This is a genomic window from Mycobacterium sp. GA-1199 (assembly GCF_001500045.1).
In the GTDB taxonomy this organism is placed as follows: domain Bacteria; phylum Actinomycetota; class Actinomycetes; order Mycobacteriales; family Mycobacteriaceae; genus Mycobacterium.
Window position 1 is genome coordinate 104,688 of sequence record NZ_LQIX01000007.1, and the last position, 16,563, is coordinate 121,250.

General features: G+C 65.7%; 18 protein-coding genes and 1 pseudogene. 11 read left to right on the plus strand and 8 right to left on the minus strand.

Annotated features, from left to right (window positions below; translation table 11 throughout):
- Positions 1-43: 43 nt before the first annotated feature.
- The 5 genes from AU198_RS06830 (at position 44) to AU198_RS06850 (ending at position 3,347) form a co-directional block, all read left to right on the plus strand.
- Positions 44-685 (plus strand): TetR/AcrR family transcriptional regulator, encoded by a 642-nt coding sequence (locus AU198_RS06830; protein ID WP_064346907.1) that lies wholly within the window; start codon positions 44-46, stop codon positions 683-685.
- Between the two features lie 32 nt (positions 686-717).
- On the plus strand, positions 718-1,638 hold the full coding sequence (locus AU198_RS06835; RefSeq protein WP_064346908.1) for a carbon-nitrogen hydrolase family protein: 921 nt from the start codon (positions 718-720) through the stop codon (positions 1,636-1,638).
- A complete protein-coding gene (locus AU198_RS06840) occupies positions 1,635-2,003 on the plus strand; it encodes a hypothetical protein (RefSeq protein WP_064346909.1) in 369 nt (122 codons plus the stop codon). The genes AU198_RS06835 and AU198_RS06840 overlap by 4 nt, the downstream gene beginning before the upstream one ends.
- 66 nt (positions 2,004-2,069) lie before the next feature.
- Positions 2,070-2,285 (plus strand): SDR family oxidoreductase, encoded by a 216-nt coding sequence (locus tag AU198_RS06845; RefSeq protein WP_064346911.1) that lies wholly within the window; start codon positions 2,070-2,072, stop codon positions 2,283-2,285.
- Between the two features lie 63 nt (positions 2,286-2,348).
- A complete protein-coding gene (locus AU198_RS06850; protein ID WP_064346913.1) occupies positions 2,349-3,347 on the plus strand; it encodes a YihY/virulence factor BrkB family protein in 999 nt (332 codons plus the stop codon).
- Here AU198_RS06850 and AU198_RS06855 read toward each other — a convergent pair.
- Together AU198_RS06855 and AU198_RS06860 are read right to left on the minus strand one after the other, a co-directional pair.
- Complete coding sequence (locus AU198_RS06855; RefSeq protein WP_064346959.1) at positions 3,317-3,931, minus strand: nitroreductase family protein; 615 nt, start codon at positions 3,929-3,931, stop codon at positions 3,317-3,319. The two genes, AU198_RS06850 and AU198_RS06855, sit on opposite strands and share 31 nt — an antisense overlap.
- Positions 3,932-3,963: 32 nt before the next feature.
- Positions 3,964-5,046 (minus strand): NAD(P)H-dependent amine dehydrogenase family protein, encoded by a 1,083-nt coding sequence (locus tag AU198_RS06860; protein WP_064346914.1) that lies wholly within the window; start codon positions 5,044-5,046, stop codon positions 3,964-3,966.
- Between the two features lie 122 nt (positions 5,047-5,168).
- Between AU198_RS06860 and AU198_RS06865 the strand changes: the two genes are divergently transcribed.
- Positions 5,169-6,077, plus strand: coding sequence for an enoyl-CoA hydratase (locus AU198_RS06865; RefSeq protein ID WP_064346916.1), 909 nt, complete (start codon positions 5,169-5,171; stop codon positions 6,075-6,077).
- A gap of 86 nt (positions 6,078-6,163) precedes the next feature.
- Here AU198_RS06865 and AU198_RS06870 read toward each other — a convergent pair whose 3' ends face one another.
- Positions 6,164-7,174 (minus strand): acyl-CoA dehydrogenase family protein, encoded by a 1,011-nt coding sequence (locus tag AU198_RS06870; RefSeq protein WP_064346918.1) that lies wholly within the window; start codon positions 7,172-7,174, stop codon positions 6,164-6,166.
- A gap of 101 nt (positions 7,175-7,275) precedes the next feature.
- Here AU198_RS06870 and AU198_RS06875 point away from each other — a divergent pair, with 101 nt between their 5' ends.
- Positions 7,276-8,436 carry an acyl-CoA dehydrogenase family protein gene (locus AU198_RS06875; protein WP_064346920.1) on the plus strand — a complete coding sequence of 387 codons (1,161 nt, stop codon included), beginning with the start codon at positions 7,276-7,278 and terminating at the stop codon, positions 8,434-8,436.
- Here the strand turns inward: AU198_RS06875 and AU198_RS06880 are convergent.
- Positions 8,425-9,213, minus strand: coding sequence for a TetR/AcrR family transcriptional regulator (locus tag AU198_RS06880; RefSeq protein ID WP_064346961.1), 789 nt, complete (start codon positions 9,211-9,213; stop codon positions 8,425-8,427). The genes AU198_RS06875 and AU198_RS06880 overlap by 12 nt on opposite strands.
- A gap of 125 nt (positions 9,214-9,338) precedes the next feature.
- Between AU198_RS06880 and AU198_RS06885 the strand changes: the two genes are divergently transcribed.
- Entirely contained in the window at positions 9,339-10,526 is a 1,188-nt protein-coding gene (locus AU198_RS06885; protein WP_064346922.1) for an amidohydrolase family protein, read from the plus strand.
- A gap of 90 nt (positions 10,527-10,616) precedes the next feature.
- Here AU198_RS06885 and AU198_RS06890 read toward each other — a convergent pair whose 3' ends face one another.
- Genes AU198_RS06890 through AU198_RS06905 form a run of 4 tightly spaced genes read right to left on the minus strand, consistent with a single transcriptional unit; the run spans position 10,617 to position 14,524 of the window.
- On the minus strand, positions 10,617-11,441 hold the full coding sequence (locus AU198_RS06890) for an enoyl-CoA hydratase/isomerase family protein (protein WP_064346924.1): 825 nt from the start codon (positions 11,439-11,441) through the stop codon (positions 10,617-10,619).
- A gap of 1 nt (position 11,442) precedes the next feature.
- Positions 11,443-12,516, minus strand: a complete 1,074-nt coding sequence (locus tag AU198_RS06895; RefSeq protein WP_064346926.1) for an NAD(P)-dependent oxidoreductase — start codon at positions 12,514-12,516, stop codon at positions 11,443-11,445.
- The gene (locus AU198_RS06900; protein WP_064346928.1) at positions 12,513-13,628 is read right to left on the minus strand and encodes a TauD/TfdA family dioxygenase; all 1,116 of its coding nucleotides are present in this window, start codon (positions 13,626-13,628) and stop codon (positions 12,513-12,515) included. Before AU198_RS06900 ends, AU198_RS06895 begins: the two co-directional genes overlap by 4 nt.
- 32 nt (positions 13,629-13,660) lie before the next feature.
- Complete coding sequence (locus tag AU198_RS06905) at positions 13,661-14,524, minus strand: HpcH/HpaI aldolase family protein (protein ID WP_197416041.1); 864 nt, start codon at positions 14,522-14,524, stop codon at positions 13,661-13,663.
- 5 nt (positions 14,525-14,529) lie between these two features.
- Between AU198_RS06905 and AU198_RS06910 the strand changes: the two genes are divergently transcribed.
- The 3 genes and pseudogenes from AU198_RS06910 to AU198_RS06920 form a co-directional block, all read left to right on the plus strand.
- Positions 14,530-15,675: an acetyl-CoA acetyltransferase gene (locus AU198_RS06910; protein ID WP_064346931.1), complete on the plus strand. Its 1,146-nt coding sequence runs from the start codon at positions 14,530-14,532 to the stop codon at positions 15,673-15,675.
- Entirely contained in the window at positions 15,675-16,106 is a 432-nt protein-coding gene (locus AU198_RS06915; RefSeq protein WP_064346933.1) for a Zn-ribbon domain-containing OB-fold protein, read from the plus strand. The genes AU198_RS06910 and AU198_RS06915 overlap by 1 nt, the downstream gene beginning before the upstream one ends.
- Positions 16,103-16,563, plus strand: a pseudogene (locus AU198_RS06920) (amidohydrolase family protein); the annotation flags it as partial. The gene AU198_RS06915 and the pseudogene AU198_RS06920, both read left to right, overlap by 4 nt.

The following is a 16,563-nucleotide window of genomic DNA, read 5'->3' on the forward strand; positions in this document are numbered from 1 at the left end:
GATGGCGCTGACGCATCGCGGCAGTTGTTCGTAGTCTCGAACGATGACCCCGCCGCCCAAGGCTCGACGCCCCGATCGCCGTACCGCGTTGACGACCTCGAACATTCTCGACACGGCCGAGCGGCTGTTCACCGAACGCGGGTTTCACGCCGTCACGATGGATGCGATAGCCGACGCGGCCGACCTCGCGGTCGGCTCGATCTACCACCACTTCAAGAACAAGGAGCGGCTGTATCTCGCGTTGGTCGAACGCGCACTGGAAGTGAACGAGCAAGCAATGGCCGGGGCCTACGGCAACGGACGCTCACCGATCGAGGAATTGCGCGCGGCAAGCGACGCCTACTGCGGATTCCACCTGAGTAATCCCGGATACTTCCGGATGATCGCGCAGCGAACACTCGACGTTCCTCCCGGGGACATGGCCGGCGAGATAGAGCGCCGGATCGCCGACAAGGTCGAGCGGTTGGTCGGCGACATCGCCGACACCCTGCGCCGCGCCGATGCCGCCGGGCAGGTGCGCTGCGCCGATCCGCATCGCACCTCGATGTTCCTGTGGGGCGCGTGGAACGGCGTGCTGTCGCTTCGTCTCCGACCCGACCGGCTGCGCCTCGACGATTCCGAACTGCAGGCGGTGCTCAACCTGGGGCGCGACATCGTCGAACGCGGGCTGCGGCCGCAGTCTTGAAGTGCCGTTCAATTTTGTAGTAGCGTTCAATTGTGACTTTGGTGGCGGCGATCCAGCTGGAGGCGACTCTTGGTGACGTGAGCGCGAACCTGGCCGCCTGCGAACGCCTAGCCGACCAGGCAGGCCGTGCGGGCGCACAGATCATCGCGCTACCCGAGTTCTTCACCACCGGTATCGGCTTCGACGACTCACTCAAGGATGCCGCGCTGCCTGTGGACGGCGAAGCCACCGCGCTGCTCAGCGAGCTCGCGCGCCGGCACGGCGCGCTGGTCGGCGGCTCATTTCTGTGCCGAGACCCCGACGGTCACGTGCGCAACGCCTACATCGCAGTAGACGCCGACGGCGTCGTCGGCCGGCACGACAAGGACTTGCCCACGATGTGGGAGAACGCCTTCTACGTCGGCGGAACCGACGACGGCGTGTTCCACCGGGACGGATATGACATCGGTGCGGCGGTGTGCTGGGAGCTGATGCGCACCGGGACGGTCGAACGTCTACGCTCGCGCGTCGATGTGGTGATGACCGGGTCCGGCTGGTGGTCCATCCCTCCCTGGCCGCCCCGAGCCGTATCCGACCGCTGGGAACGCAGCAACGCGGCCACGGCCCGTCGGGCCGCGGCGTCGTTCGCGAAGTACGTCGGGGCACCAGTCCTGCACGCTGCGCATGCTGGCGAGTTGACGTGCGCGATGCCGTGGCTGCCGATGCGGTACCGAGGCCGCTTCGAGGGGTCGACACTCATCACCGACGCCCGCGGCGAGGTTCTGGCGGAACGCCGGCCAGAGGAGGGCCAGGGAGTTGTTCTCGCCGACATCGAGATCGGTCGCCGTGCACCCGCATTGGACCCGCCGCGACGGTACTGGTTGCACCCGCGGGGGCCGGTACCGACCGCGGCCTGGCATTACCAACGGTGGCACGGCCGCCGCTGGTACCGGCGTCATGTGATGGGCGCATGAGCACGATCGTGCGGGTCGGGCTGCTCGAATTGGCCTTCGGCGCAATGCTGGGTTGGGTGGTGGCCGGCAATTTCATTGCGCCACAGCTCCTTCGGCGCGCCGGTGTGAATCACGCCCGCAGAATCCTGCAGGCACACCTCGACTACGTGATCATGGGCATCATATTGATCGCGGTCGGTTTGGCGGTACCGCAGTTACCCGGCTGGATCGCAGCCGTAGTCATCTATGGCACCCTGATGAACCCAACGTTGTTCATTCCGTTGGCCTTCGACGAACGACTCAAGACGAATGCGATCTACCGCGTGGTGACGGTCAGTTCATTCCTTGCCACCAGCGTCGGGCTGACGCTGGTGGCCTTCCAATGACGACAAGAACCTGACCAGGCAGCTCGCGCGGTTGGCCGGGCCGCCCCGGGCTTCATCACCGCACCGATGACGGTCGAGGACGCCGCCGCGGCGGTGATCTCAGGCATCGAACGGCGGGCATCGCGCGTCACCGCCCCGGCCTGGGTCTCTCCACTGCTCGCGATGCGCAGCCTGACGACCGCGGTCATGGACGAGGTTCTGCTCACAAACCCGGAAGTCAATGACGCGATCGGCGCCGCGGAGGCCGACGCTCGGCGGCCGGTGCCCGATACGCCGGATTGACGCACTAGCGAAACGGGTATCGACCAGCCCATCAGCGAGGATCCATGCCGAGGGGGTCCCAACATGGTGGGCTGGCTGGACCGGCTGCAGCGACGCAACCGCCGCGTGGGGTTCGTCATCGCGGTGATCTACAAGTACGTCGACGACCAGGGCGGCTATCTGGCCGCGCTGATCACCTATTACGCGTTCGTCTCCCTGTTCCCGCTGCTGTTGCTGCTGACCACCGCGCTCGGGGTGATACTCGTCGGCCGCCCCGACATACAGCAACAGATTCTGCAGTCCACCCTCGGCCAGTTCCCCGTCATCGGTAGCCAACTCGAACGGCCGGAACAACTCAGCGGTGGCGCCACGGCCGTCGTGGTCGGGATCGCCGGTGCGCTGTACGGCGGCCTCGGCGTCGGGCAGGCGCTGCAAAATGCGATGGACTCGGTATGGGCGGTGCCCCGCAACAACCGCCCGGACCCGATCCGGTCGCGGTTGCGCAGCCTGCTGCTGTTGTTCGTGCTCGGTTCGGCCGCGGTCACCGCGACGGTGCTCTCGGCGGTCGGCCACGCGACAGCCAGCCTGGGTTGGTTCGGCAAGGTGGGTGTCACCGTCGCCACCGTCGCCATCAACGCGCTCATCTGCCTGGTGGCGTTTCGAGTCACCACAGCCCGATCCGTGTCGTACCGCGACGTGTTGCCCGGCGCCCTCACGGCGGCGGTGATATGGCAGCTGCTGCAGTGGTTCGGAGCGAACTACGTCTCCCACGTCGTCAGGTCGACCAGCGCGACCAACAGTGTGTTCGCGTTGGTTCTTGGCCTGCTCGCGTTCCTGTTCCTGGTTTCGGTGACGTTGGTGATGTGCGCCGAAGTCAACGTCGTTCTGGTCGACAAGCTCTACCCCCGTTCGCTGATGACGCCGTTCACCGACGACGTCGACCTCACCACGGCCGACCGGCGCACCTACACCCGCAGAGCGAAAGCCGAACGGGCGAAAGGTTTTCAGAAGGTCAGCGTGCGATTCGACGTAGACCGCGACGCGTCACCAGATCACCGCGGATCGCGCGATGGCCAGGGTTGATCCCAGTTGTCCACCACCGCCACCTCCGACAACGGCTTGCGACGAACGCCGTGGTGTCCGCCCGCGGGCCAACCGACGGTCACCAACGCCGCCGGCATCCAGTCGTCCGGGATGCCGACCAGCGAGCGCAGTTGCTCTTCACAACTGCTGTGCCACAACGTGATCGCCGCCCCGAGCCCCTGTGCGCGAGCCGCCAACAGGAAGTTCTGCACCGCCGGAAAGATCGAACCACCCTGCTGCAACTCAGAGGCCCCGGCCTGCGGGCGAACACAGAACAGAACGAGACCCGGTGCGGCGCCGCCAATCCGCATGTGTTCGGCCATCGACCGCAGCACCCGCGACCTCGGATCGTCCTCGCCGTCGCCAGGTGCCGAGACTCCGTAGAACCGCTGCAGCTCATCCCAGGTCCGATGAGCGGCCGCGGTGACAACCGCGCGCACCTGCTCGGAGCGCAGCACCACGAACCGCCACGGCTGTTGGTTGGCGCCCGACGGCGCCCAGCTGGCCGCCCGCAGGCACCTCTCGAGCGTCGCGTCGTCGACCGGTTCGTCGCGATACCGCCGCACCGCGGACGCCGTTTCCATCACCGTCCAGATGTCAGCGGACACGGCCGGGTTCACGAGGTCGTGCCGGGTAGGACGCCCCGCCACGTGCCACCCCGCACAGGTCCGGTGATCAAGGGCAGGTCCAGCGTCGACAGCACTCCAGGCGGGGCGGCCAGCACGGCCGGGATGGCGTTCAACTCACGCATCACGGTTGCATACGTCAAGCCCCGCATGTTGTTTCCGCGCCCGTGTATCTCGATGTCGACGGTGTAGGTAGGCAGACCGTCGACGATGACGCGGTAACCACCGTGCGGAGAAGGGTGGCGTGGCCAGTCCGGAGCCGACCGCTCACCCATGCGCGTGACGTGCTCGAGCACGACGCGCTCTTCGTCGTCCACCATGCCCGCCAGTTTGAACCGCATTCCGCCCATCGTGCCCGGCTCGATCCAGCCCGAGGCGACTTCGTAGCGTTCCGTGGCCAACCACTTGTCGATCGTGGTGACGACGCGGTCGAGAGGAAGGCCCACGCCGTCGGCGACGAGATGGACTGTCGGCGCCCACAGCGCCGCAAGGCGCTCGGTGTCGAACAGCGGCGCCGGATGGTCGGGCGGGTGACCGAAACCCATGAAGTCGAACATGATCTCGGGCTGGTTGATGGGACCGTAGTCGAGTAACTCGAGCATGGTGATGGTGTCGACTCGACTGCTGAATCCGGTCATGGTCAACGCGATGACGTCGTTGGCCCATCCGGGGTCCACGCCGCTGTTGAAGAAGCTTGTGCCACCTTCTTCACACGCGGACGCGATGAGGTCGGCGGTCTCCTTGTCGGCGGCGGGCGGGTAACACATCGGAACCAGGGATGTGCACACCACGTTCTTGCCCGCGCGCAGACATCGGGCGATGTCCTCGGCGGCCTCCCGGTAGCGGTAGTCGCCCGAGGCGAAATAGGCGACCACATCGGCGTCAGACGACAGCGCCGAGTCGATGTCACGGGTGGCGATCACGCCGGTTTCGGGCATGCCGCACAGCGCACCCGCGTCCATTCCATCTTTGGCCTCGGCGTGTACGACCACGCCGGCGAGGTCCAGGCCGGGGTGCGCGATCAGTGCGCGCAACGCGCCGACACCGACCTGACCCGGCCCCCAGAGGATCACCCGCGGGTTACCTTGGCAGTCCGACATGCACACCCTTTCCTACCCGCGCCCGCCACGCGTGAGAACATACCTTCTCAAATATTGATATCACCATTGTCGCAATCGAAGAACCGGAGGACACGATGAGCGAGTACCAGTTCCTGAAGTGGGAGACCTTCGACGACGGCCAGATCGTACGGATCTCGCTGAACCGTCCCGAGCAACGCAACGCGCAGAACCGCGGGATGCTGGTCGAACTCGATGAGGCGTTCACCCGCGCCGAAGCCGATGACAACGTGCGCGTGGTCATCCTCGCCGGTGAGGGACCGATGTTCTCCTCCGGTCATGACATCGGCTCCAAGCAGGCCCGTGCGGAGTTCATGCCGGGACCCGGACAACATCCGACGGCGGCCATCAACGGCGGCACGCGGGAGGGCGCTGAGAAGATCATGCTGCAGGAATGGCACTACTTCTTTCAGAACAACCTGCGCTGGCGCAACCTGCGCAAGATCACGATCGCCCAGGTACACGGCGACGTGTTCTCGGCCGGCCTGATGCTGATCTGGGCGTGCGATCTGATCGTCGGCAGCGAAGAGGTGCGCTTCGCCGACGTGGTGGGCACCCGGCTGGGAATGTGCGGTATGGAGTACTTCGGCCACCCGTGGGAGTTCGGCCCGCGACGCACCAAGGAGCTGATGCTGACCGGCGACGCCATCGACATCGAGGAGGCGTATCGCCTCGGGATGGTGAGCAAGATCTTCAAGCGCGACGAATTGGCCGACCGCACACTGGAAATGGCACGGCGCATCGCCACGGTGCCGACGATGGCGGCGCTACTCATCAAGGAGTCGGTCAATCAGTCCGTCGACAACATGGGCTTCTACAACGCGCTGCAGTCGTGTTTCACATTGCACCAGCTGAACCACTCACACTGGGTCGGGGTCCGCGACGACAAGCGTGCCACCGCAGGCGAGGAGCAGGGCGTGCCGAACTGGCGCACCGCTCCGCCGATCGTGTTGTCGGTCAAAGACCAGGTGCGCGCCGAAGCCTGACGAGTCCTTCAGCGGGCCGAACGTGGGTTACCGTCACACGTTCGGCAGTCTGAGCGTGCATTGATCCCACACTCGCGGAAGCCGGTTCAGCCGCTGGCGGCTCCGTAGCGGGCGTCAGCGACGCGGTCCAGCGCGACCGCCGGCTCGCCGAACGCCATGGCCCAGCCGCGCACCCGCCGGTAGTAGAGCTGGATGTCGCCTTCCATGCCGAAGCCGTAGCCGCCGTGGATGTGCAGGCTGCGATACGTCGCGTCACGCGCAGTCTCGTAGGCGAATGCGAAAGCCATCGCGGCCAGTTCGGTCGCACGGTGTGCTTCATCGGAGAACGCGCACGCGGCTTCGAACGCCAGCAGGCGCGCACCGTCGGTCGCGGTGGCACTGTCGGCAAGTGCGTGTGACACGGCCTGAAACGCCCCGATCGGGGTGCCGAACGCGTGCCGCTGCTTGGCGTAGTCGACCCCAATCTCGACGGCCTTCGCGGCGGCACCCACCAGAGCCGCGGCCGTGAGGGCAAGCCACAGGTCGACCGCGTTCGAGAACAACCGGCGGGCGTGCTCACCGTCGGCGAGCACGCTGACTTCGCCGGGGACGGCCACGTCCGCCAGCGGTAACGATCCGAGGTTCTGCACGTGGACACGGTTTGCCGTCGGCAACGCGACGAGACGCCCGCGGACCAACCCCACCACCGCATCGGCCACTGCACCGCCGGGCACGAGTGCCAGGACATCGCCGTCACAGGCGCGTGGCGCGAAGCTGACGAGCGTGCCGCCGCCCAGGGCCGAGCCCAACAGGTCGTCGCCACCGCAGGCGGCCAGCAGCCGCGCAGCGATCTGCGCCTCGATGACCGGTGCCGATGCGAGGGCCCGGCCGTACTGCTCGGCGATCAGCGCCAGCTCCAGCTCGGAAGCGCCCCAGCCGCCGTCGGATTCGTCCACCGCCATGTCGACAGCACCCGTCTGGACCAGTGCCTCCCATAGCTTCGGATCGAATCCCAGAGGTTCGGCCGCCCGCACCCGCTGCGACGTCGACTCGCGCGCGTACATCGCGGCGAAGGAGTCGACGAGTTGTCGTTGCTCGTCGGACAGGCTCAAGTCCACCGGAAGTTCCCTCACGTGCGAATATGATTACTCTCACTTTTGAGAGTAACATTATCGACCACGTTGGCCGTCCGCGCTGTGCGACAGATTGGTTCCCGCTCATGCACTTTCAGTCCGACGCCGCGACCGAAGCGTTCCGCGACGGTGTTCGAGAGCATCTCCACGGCGTGCTGACCCCCGACGTCGAAGAACGGATCTACCGCAGCGGTGTCGCGCACAACGACGACTTCGCCAAAGGCCTCGTCGAGAAGGGCTACTTCGCCCCCGGCTGGCCTACCGAATTGGGCGGGCAGGATCGCAACGCCTGGGAGGAGCAGGCACTCAACGAGGAGCTGATGCGATCGGACGCGCCGGTATACCTGTCCGAGACCACCCGGATGGTCGCGTCGATCATCCGGCAGATCGGCACACCCGCGATGAAGGAGCGCATCCTGCCCGGCGCTCTCACCGGCGACGTCACCATTGCGCTTGGCTTCACCGAACCCGAATGCGGCTCGGACGTTGCGGCCGCAGCGACCAGGGCGATGCGTGACGGTGACGACTGGGTCATCAACGGCTCCAAGATGTTCACCACGAACGGACACATCGCCGACTATGTCTTCCTGGTGGCCCGGACCAGCCCCGAGAAACCGAAGCACAAGGGGCTCACGATGTTTCTCGTGCCGACGTGCTCCGACGGCTTCGAGGCGCAAGCGGTGTGGACCCTGTCCGGCGAGCGCACGAACATCACCTTCTACAGCGACGTGCGTATCGGCGACGACTGGCGCATCGGCGATGTCGACGCCGGTTGGCAGGTGCTGGGCCTGTCGCTGCAGGACGAGCACGCATCAGGATGGGGACCGCACATCGCACGCCTGCTGCACCACGCCGAGCAGTGGGCGACCACCGCACGCGCGCCCGACGACTCACCTGCGATCGCGAAAACCGATGTGCGGCGGCGGATCGCACGGGTGGCGATGGAACTCGAAGTGGCGATGCTGCTACAGCGCCGATGCGTGTGGATGACCCAGGATGGGCAGACACCGGTCGCCGAGGGGCCGATGTCGAAGGTGTTCTCGACCGAGGCGCTCGTGCGCGCGAGCCAGGACATCGTCGAACTCGTCGGGCCGGATGCGATGCGGTCCTATCTCGATCCGACGGCACCGCAGCGTGGCCGCTTCGAGCATCTCATGCGCTTCTCGCTGGGGACCACGATTTACGCCGGCACCAGCGAGGTGCAGCGCACCATCATCGCCCAGCGGGGGCTCGGCTTACCCCGTTAGGTCCTTGGGCTTGCGGGTTGTCCGCCTGCGCGGCGCCGCCTTGGCTGTCAGAGCCTTCTTGGGCGTCGTCGCGGGCGGCGTCAACGCCTGCAGGCACCACGCCCACAACTGATCCTCGGTGAGTTCGGCCCCCTTGACACCCAGGTGGAAAACGCCGATCTGGGCGAGCGCGATGAGCGTCGAGTTCAGCAGCGTGGTGAGCTGGGCGGGCGTCAGATCCTTGCGGACCAGCCCGGCACGTGAGCACGCGGTGAGGATCTTGGTGAGCAGTTTCTGATGGGGTTCCCAGATCTTGGCGAAATCCGCGGGGCGCTCGATCTCCAGGCTCAAGTTGTAGATCGTCATCACCCGGCCGCCGATGGCCTCGGACGACTCGGCGCGCGAGAGGAATCCTCGGCAGAACGCTTCGAGCTGTTCCATCGGACCGTCGGCGGCCGCCACCTCGTGGCGGATCGCTTCGATGAATTGGCTGGTGGCGTTCTCGTACAGCGCCAGCAGCAGTTCTTCCTTACCGGCGAAGTGCTGGTAAAACGCGCGCAAGCTGAGGTTCGAACGGTCGATGAGGGTTTGGATCGTGAAGTCGGCGCGACCGGATTCCTCGACCAGTTCGAGTGCGGTGGCCAAGAACCGCGAACTGCGCGCGAGCGCACGGGCACGCGCCTGACTCAGTCGCCGCTCGATCGTTCGCTCCTGCCAGCTGCCCGGCATCTCGACGTCGGTCTCGACGAGTTCCAGATCGGGTTCCGAGTCGCGGGCGCCCCGCTTCTTAGCAGTCATGATCACCTGAGAATACGCGTTCCCGTCCCCCGATTGCGATTCGCTGGTGCGCTACTCTTGGAAACGAACATTCTCGCCATACGGGAATGGGTGTTGTCGCAAGCCGTCCCCGAAGGAGTGCAGCGTTGAGCGCAGACATTCTGATCGTCTCGCCGGACGACCATTTGGTGGAACCGGCCGATCTGTGGACCAGCCGGTTGCCCGAGCGTTATCGGGATGTCGGGCCCCGTATCGTCCGGCACCGGGGGCGCATGGACCCGTCGGTGACCTCCGATGTCGCGTTCATCGAGGATGAGGACGGGCGCGACGCCGACATCTGGCACTACGAAGATTCGATCATCCCGATTCCGCTCATCAGCGCCGCCGCCGGTTACGAACTCGACGAACTCTCCACCGACCCGATCACCTACGACGAGATGCGCCCCGGGTGCTATCGACCGGCCGACCGACTCGCGGACATGGACGTCGCCGGCATCGAGGCCTCCGCCTGCTTCCCCAATACGCTGGTCCGCTTCTGCGGTCAGCGATTTCTCTACGCCAAGGACAAAGAGCTCGCGCTGCTGTGCGTCCAGGCCTACAACGACTTCCAAATCGACGAATGGGGCGGCAGCTCGAACGGCAGGCTCATTCCGCTGGGCATCATTCCGCTGTGGGATGTCGAGCTCGCCGTCAAGGAGGTGGAGAGAGTTGCGGCCAAGGGAATGCCCGCGGTGTGCTTCTCGGAACTGCCTGCGCGACTGGACCTGCCGTCCATCCACAGCGGTTACTGGGACCCGTTCTTCGCCGCCTGCGAGAGCAACAACGTCGGCATCATGCTGCACATCGGGTCGAGTTCGTCGCTGACGAAGTCCTCGCCCGACTCCCCGCACGTCGTCACCAGTGCGTTGATGGCGGTCAACTGCACCATCGCCCTGGTCGACTGGTTGTTCTCGGGCAAGTTGCGGCAGTTCCCCAAACTCAAGCTCGCGTTCGCCGAGGCCCAAGCCGGGTGGATCCCCTACTACCTGCAGCGCGTCGACGAGGTCTGGGAGGATCGGCGGGCCTGGGGCGGCATCCACCCGCTACTGACCGAGCCGCCAAGCACCCAGGTGCCCGGCCGCGTGTGGTTCTCGACCTTCGGCGACCCCGTCGCGTTTCGCATTCTCGATCTCGTCGGACCCGACCAGCTGATGTTCGAAACCGACTACCCGCACAACGACACGAACTGGCCCAACAGCATGGACGTCGCCAACAAGGCGACCGAGGGTCTCGACGAAGAGACCAAGCGGAAGGTGTTGTCCACCAACGCCAAGAACTTCTTCGGCCTCGTGTAACGGATGCCCTTCCGCCCGACCGTGAAGTTTCGTACGCTACACGCCGCTGCGACCGTATGAGATCGCACGGTCGGACCATCTGGGAACAGGCTAGCGCGCTTGCCAGTCGGGCTTGCGCTTCTCCAGGAAGGCGCGCGGACCCTCGATGGCGTCCTTGGTCAGGGCCACCTTCATCCGGTAGTTCTCGGCGAGCAGTTCCGCTTCGTATATCGGCAGCGTCAAGCCCTTGCGCACCGCCATCCGTGAACCCCGTACCGCAAGGGGGGCATTGGAATTCACGATCTCGGCGACCTCCCACGCCCGGTCCATGAGCGTCTCGTGGGCCACCACCTCGGTGAACACACCGAGATCGTAGGCGCGCTGGGCGTCGAGTTGCTCGTGCCTGCCCATCAGGATCAACCGCATGGCGACGGGGAGCGGCAGAATCCGGGCCAGCCGGACCCCCTCGCGCCCGGAGGTGACGCCAATGCTCACATGCGGGTCCATCAACGTCGCGCGTTCGGAGGCGATCGTGATGTCGGCCGTGGTGACGAGATCCATACCGGCTCCGCACGCAATGCCGTTGACGGCGCAGATGATCGGCTTGGTCATCTGTAGCCACGGAGGCGTCGCCTCCTGCGGCGCATCCCACTGGCGCATCGAGCTGAGGATGGGCTCGCCCTGATTGTCGATCCCGGCGGCGTTCTCCATGTCGTGGTCGGCCGCCTTGTTGACGTCGGCGCCGACGCACAGCGCGCGGCCGGCACCGGTGATGATCACGGTCCAGATATCCTGCGAGCGTTCGATTTCGGCGTACACCTCGGCGAGTTCCGCGATCATCTCGTCGTTGATCGCGTTGAGCACCTCGGGCCGGTTCAGCGTCACACACGCGGTGTGACCGGAGACCTCGAAGGTGATGGTGTCGTATTCGCTCATCTCACTCCACGGTTGCCGTGTCGCGGGCGGTCGGCCGGACGCCCAGGATTTCTTCGAACCGGTCACAGTAGCGCGGCCATACTTCCGGGTTGAGTAACCGCGGTGGCATGTCCCCGGAGAAGATCGTCTGCCACTGGGTGGCGGTGGCGACCGCGATATCGCGAGCCGCCTCGACGGTGATGCCCGCGACATGCGGTGTGGCGACCACATTGTCAAGTCGCAGCAGCGGGTTGTCGTGTCTCGGCGGCTCCTCGTGGAACACGTCGAGCCCCGCCCCGGCGATGCCACCGCCGGCCAAGGCGTCATAGAGGGCCGCTTCGTCGTGCACCGGACCACGCGCGGTGGTGATGAAGTACGCGGTCGGCTTCATCGCAGCAAACTGCTTGGCACCGAACAACCCTCGAGTCTCGGCGGTCAACGGGCACGTGACCTGAATGAAGTCCGATCGTTCGACCAGTTCGGAAAGATCCACCCGAGCCGCGCCCCTGGCGCGGGCGGTCGCGTCGTCGACGTAGGGATCGAAGACCAGGACGTCCATCCCGAACGGAGCGCACAACTCAACGAGCCGGCCACCGATGGCGCCCAAACCGACGATCCCGAGCGTCTTGCCGAACAGTTGAGTGCCCCGCAGTCCCAATCGATCTCCGAGTGGACCGCTGCGCAGCGCCCGGTCGGCGGCGGTGATCTTCTTGGCCAGATCGAGCATCAGGCCGAGCGCATGTTCGGCCACCGCTTCGGCGCCGGGGCCGGAGTTGTTACACACCGCGACCCCCGCGCGGGTGCACGCTTCGACGTCGATCACGTCGTAGCCCGCCCCCGCCGAGCACACGGCAAGCAGCTGTGGGCAGCGATTCACCAGCGCCTGACCGGCCAGCCACTGCGTACCGTCGTCGATCGAGGCGACGTCGGTTCGGGTGGCGACCTGATATCCGTGTGCCGATTCCAGTGCCTCCCAGCCCTTTCCGGCAGAAGCTCCGAGGTCGAGCTTGACGAGCTCGATGTCGGCCTCCGCCAGGATGTCTCCTGCGACCTGATCGGTCCACCTCTCGTAGACCAGTCGCGGACGGGTGGTCATCGCTTGATTTTGGGCTTCGCCTGAGCCGCCTTGAACATGTCGGCCAGTGCGGGGTCGACGTTCTTGTAGTCATTGCGTGCGATCGTGCCGTCGCGTCCCGGAACGGGGTCATAGCCCAGACGCAGATCTTTGTTCTCCATGTGGAAGTACTCCCGCCCGACGGGGAGGCGGCGATCCTCGCGCGGAACCTCCATCCAGGCCCGCAGGAAGCAGCGCGCCTTCTTGGGGTCAGTGCTGCTGACGAAGTCCGAGCGGGAGTGGCACATCGCGAAGTTGTTGGCGACGGCGGCCTCACCGGACTCCAACCGAAACTCGACCTGCTGTTCGACGAGGATGTTGCGCAACAACTCGATGGCCTCGTTCTGTTCGGGGGTGAACTCCCGGCCGAGGGTGTGCATCGCCGGCAGGATGCTGCTGTAGGTGAAGTTGATGCAGATACGACCGTCGATCTGCGAGAAGACCGGCACGTCGTAAGGAGTCACGTCGGGTTGATCGTCGGGCTGCTCGCTGCGCCGGTGGTGCGGGAATCCCTGGTAGAGCACCGGGAGCAGGTCGGGACGCTCGGTGAGCATCCGGTTGTGCGCGGCAGGGCCGCTGGCGAACTGGCTCTCGCCCCCCTCGGCGGCGGGGTACACGCATAGCAGCGACAGGATATCTGCCGCATCGTTGTGCATCGCGAGCTCGGCTCTGGACTTGGTGCCACGCGCCGGCTGTACGCCGTCGGGCAGCACCTCCTCCTGCACGCGCACCATGCGGTGGCCGAAGGAGTTGTTGGACACCAGGTAGCCGAGGTGAGTGCAGAACGCCCAGTAGATGCGTTCCAGGTCCTCGATCGAATGCTGCTCGACGGGGAAGCCGCGCACACACGCCAGACCCCGTCCGAACATCAGTTCCCGATACAGCCGCGCGAGGTCCTCGTCGAGATCCGGGTGCCGGGCATCCTCGGGCGTGATGTCGTCGCGATCCTTGTGGGCGGTCTTGGCCAGAACAGATTCCAGCGCCGCGACATTGCGTGACGACAAGTCGAAGGCGAAGTCCTCCTTGCTACTGAAGTCGGCGCCGGTCCATGCCATGGGGTCGGTGACTTGCTCGGTGTAGATCGCGGTGGGCATCCGTCCTCCTGTTGTCGTGACGAGGCTCTCGGTTATCGGCTCGCCGCGCGCCTCTCGAGCTCACGCAGGGCATGCGCACGGGCGGTGGCGGCCTCGGTCATCATCCCGACGTCGGTTCCCGCCGAAATGAATCGCAGTCCCAGCCCCGCAAAGCGTTCCAGCAGGTCAAGGGACTTGATCCCCGCCACTCCCAGTGCCACGCCGTGTGCACGACAGGCCGCTGCGACAGAGTCTACTTCACGGTGGAAATGCTCATTCTCATATTGCCCGTGGATCCCCATCTCGGCCGTCAGGTCGCTGGGCCCCAGTAACACCATGTCGACCCCCTCGACGGCCGCGATCTCGTCGCACGACGCAACCGCCTCGGGCGTTTCGACCATCACCGCCACGACCGTGTGGCGCTCGAGTTCGCCCACGAGTTCGACGGCCGGACGAGGTGCGTACCCGCTCACCGCGTTCGGTCCGGAGATGGACCGATGACCCACGGGTGGGAATCGAGCGGCGTCGACCACAGCCTGCGCCTCCTGCACCGAGTTCACATGCGGGACAATCACTCCCACGGCTCCGGCGTCGAGGACCCGCGCGATCACGGCGGGATCGTGCGACGGCACTCGCACAAGGCCGGAGATGCCGGCACCGAGCGCTGCCACGCAGAGCATTCCCGCCGTTTCGAGCGAGCACGCGGTGTGCTCGAGATCGACGTAAACGGCGTCGTATCCGCTGGCCGCCGCAATTGCTGGAACGTCGGGCGTGCGGGCATTCAGCAATGCGAGGCACAACACCAGGCGATCGCCCTTCAGCGCATCCCGCAGCGGTCCCGGCACCCACTTACGGTAACCGAGCGAGAACGATGATTCCACTACACCGTTAACGCCATTCTCACCTGTGGTAACCATTACATATGTCCGAGAACCGGGTCGCGGTTGTTGGCGCCGCGCTGTCCGATTGCGGACGGGTGCCCGACAAAACGGCGATGGCGCTGATGGCGCAGGCCGCTCGGCGGGCCGTTGCAGACGCCGGCCTGACGAAAGACGACATCGACGGCTTCGGAGGCCACGGGACGCTGTTGCCGCCCATCGAGGTGAGCGAGTACCTGGGCCTGCGACCGACGTGGGTCGATGCCACCAACGTCGGCGGATCGTCGTGGGAGGTCATGGGGCGGCACGCCGCCGCGGCCATCGCGGCGGGCGAGATCGACGTGGCCCTGTTGACCTACGGTTCGACCGCGCGCTCGGACGTCAAGCGCCGGGTGCGGGCCTCGGCCGCGGCGCTGAGCACCGGCGGCGCGATGCAGTTCGAAGCACCGTACGGCGCCACGCTGATCGCCAAGTACGCCATGGCGGCCAGGCGCCACATAATCGAGTACGGGACGACAGAGGAACAATTGGCCGAGGTAGCCGTCGCCGCCCACGAGTGGGCGGCGATGAACGAGAACGCCTTCGAGCGCGACCGGATCACCACGGCGGATGTCGCCGCGGCACCGATGCTCGCCGAGCCGTTCACCTCCAAACATGTGTGTCTGCGGACCGACGGAGGTGGTGCGGTCGTACTCGCGAGCGAGCGGGTGGCCAAGGACTGTGCGAAGGAACCGATTTGGATTCTCGGCGCGGCCGACGCCGCCTCGCACGTGAGCATGAGCCAATGGCCCGACTTCACGACATCGGCGGCCGCACAATCAGGTCCGCGCGCGTTCGCGCAGGCGGGGGTGACCCCGGCCGACATCGACGTCTGTCAGCTCTACGACTCCTTCACCTCGACCGTCTTGCTGACTGTCGAAGATCTTGGGTTCTGCGCCAAGGGCGAGGGTGGGCCGTTCATCGGCTCCGGCGCGCTTCGTCTTGGCGGCGCGCTGCCCACCAACACCGACGGCGGGGGGCTGGCGTCGTGTCATCCCGGGATGCGCGGGATGTTCCTGATGGTCGAGGCGGTTCGGCAACTGCGCGGCGAATGCGGCCAACGACAGGTCGAGGGTGCGCGCCTGGCATGTGTGCACGCGATGGGCGGGTTCTTCACCCACAGCGCGACGATGATCCTCGGGAGGGATTGATGCAATCGCCCAGCGGTCCGAACCGCCCGACCATCGACAGCGACAGCGACAGCTGGTGGGCGGCGGTGCAGGATCGCACGCTGATGATCAACGAATGCGGCTCCTGCGGTCGAAACTCTTTGTACGCCCGCCCCTTCTGCCCGCACTGCTGGAGCGAGGATGTACGTCTCACGCCGGCCACCGGGCGTTCGCGGCTATACACGTGGAGCGTCATCCACCAGAATGTCGCGCCGTTCGACGCCGTGCCCTACGTCGTGGCGATGGTCGACCTCGAGGAGGGCCCGCGCCTCATGACCCAGATCGTCGGCTGCCCTGTCGATGAACTTCGCGCGGAGATGGAACTCGAAATCGCCTTCCGTGAGGGCGATGACGGATTCGTCGTACCGGTTTTTCGACCGGCGACTGAAAGCACAGAGAGGAACCGGAAATGAACAAGGACGAGATGATCTTGATCAGCGTTGATGATCACATCGTCGAACCGCCCGACATGTTCAAAAACCATCTGCCCAAGAAGTACATCGATGAGGCGCCGCGGTTGGTGCACAACCCGGACGGCTCGGATACCTGGCAGTTCCGCGACACGGTGATCCCGAACGTAGCGCTCAATGCGGTGGCGGGGCGGCCGAAGGAGGAGTACGGGCTGGAGCCGCAGGGTCTGGATGAGATCCGGCCCGGCTGCTGGCAGGTCGATGAGCGGGTCAAGGACATGAACGCCGGCGGCATTTTGGGCTCGATGTGTTTTCCGTCGTTTCCGGGGTTTGCGGGTCGGTTGTTTGCCACCGAGGATCAGGAGTTCTCGCTGGCGTTGGTGAAGGCCTACAACGACTGGCACGTCGAGGAGTGGTGTGGGGCCTATCCGGCGCGGTTCATCCCGATGACGCTGCCGGT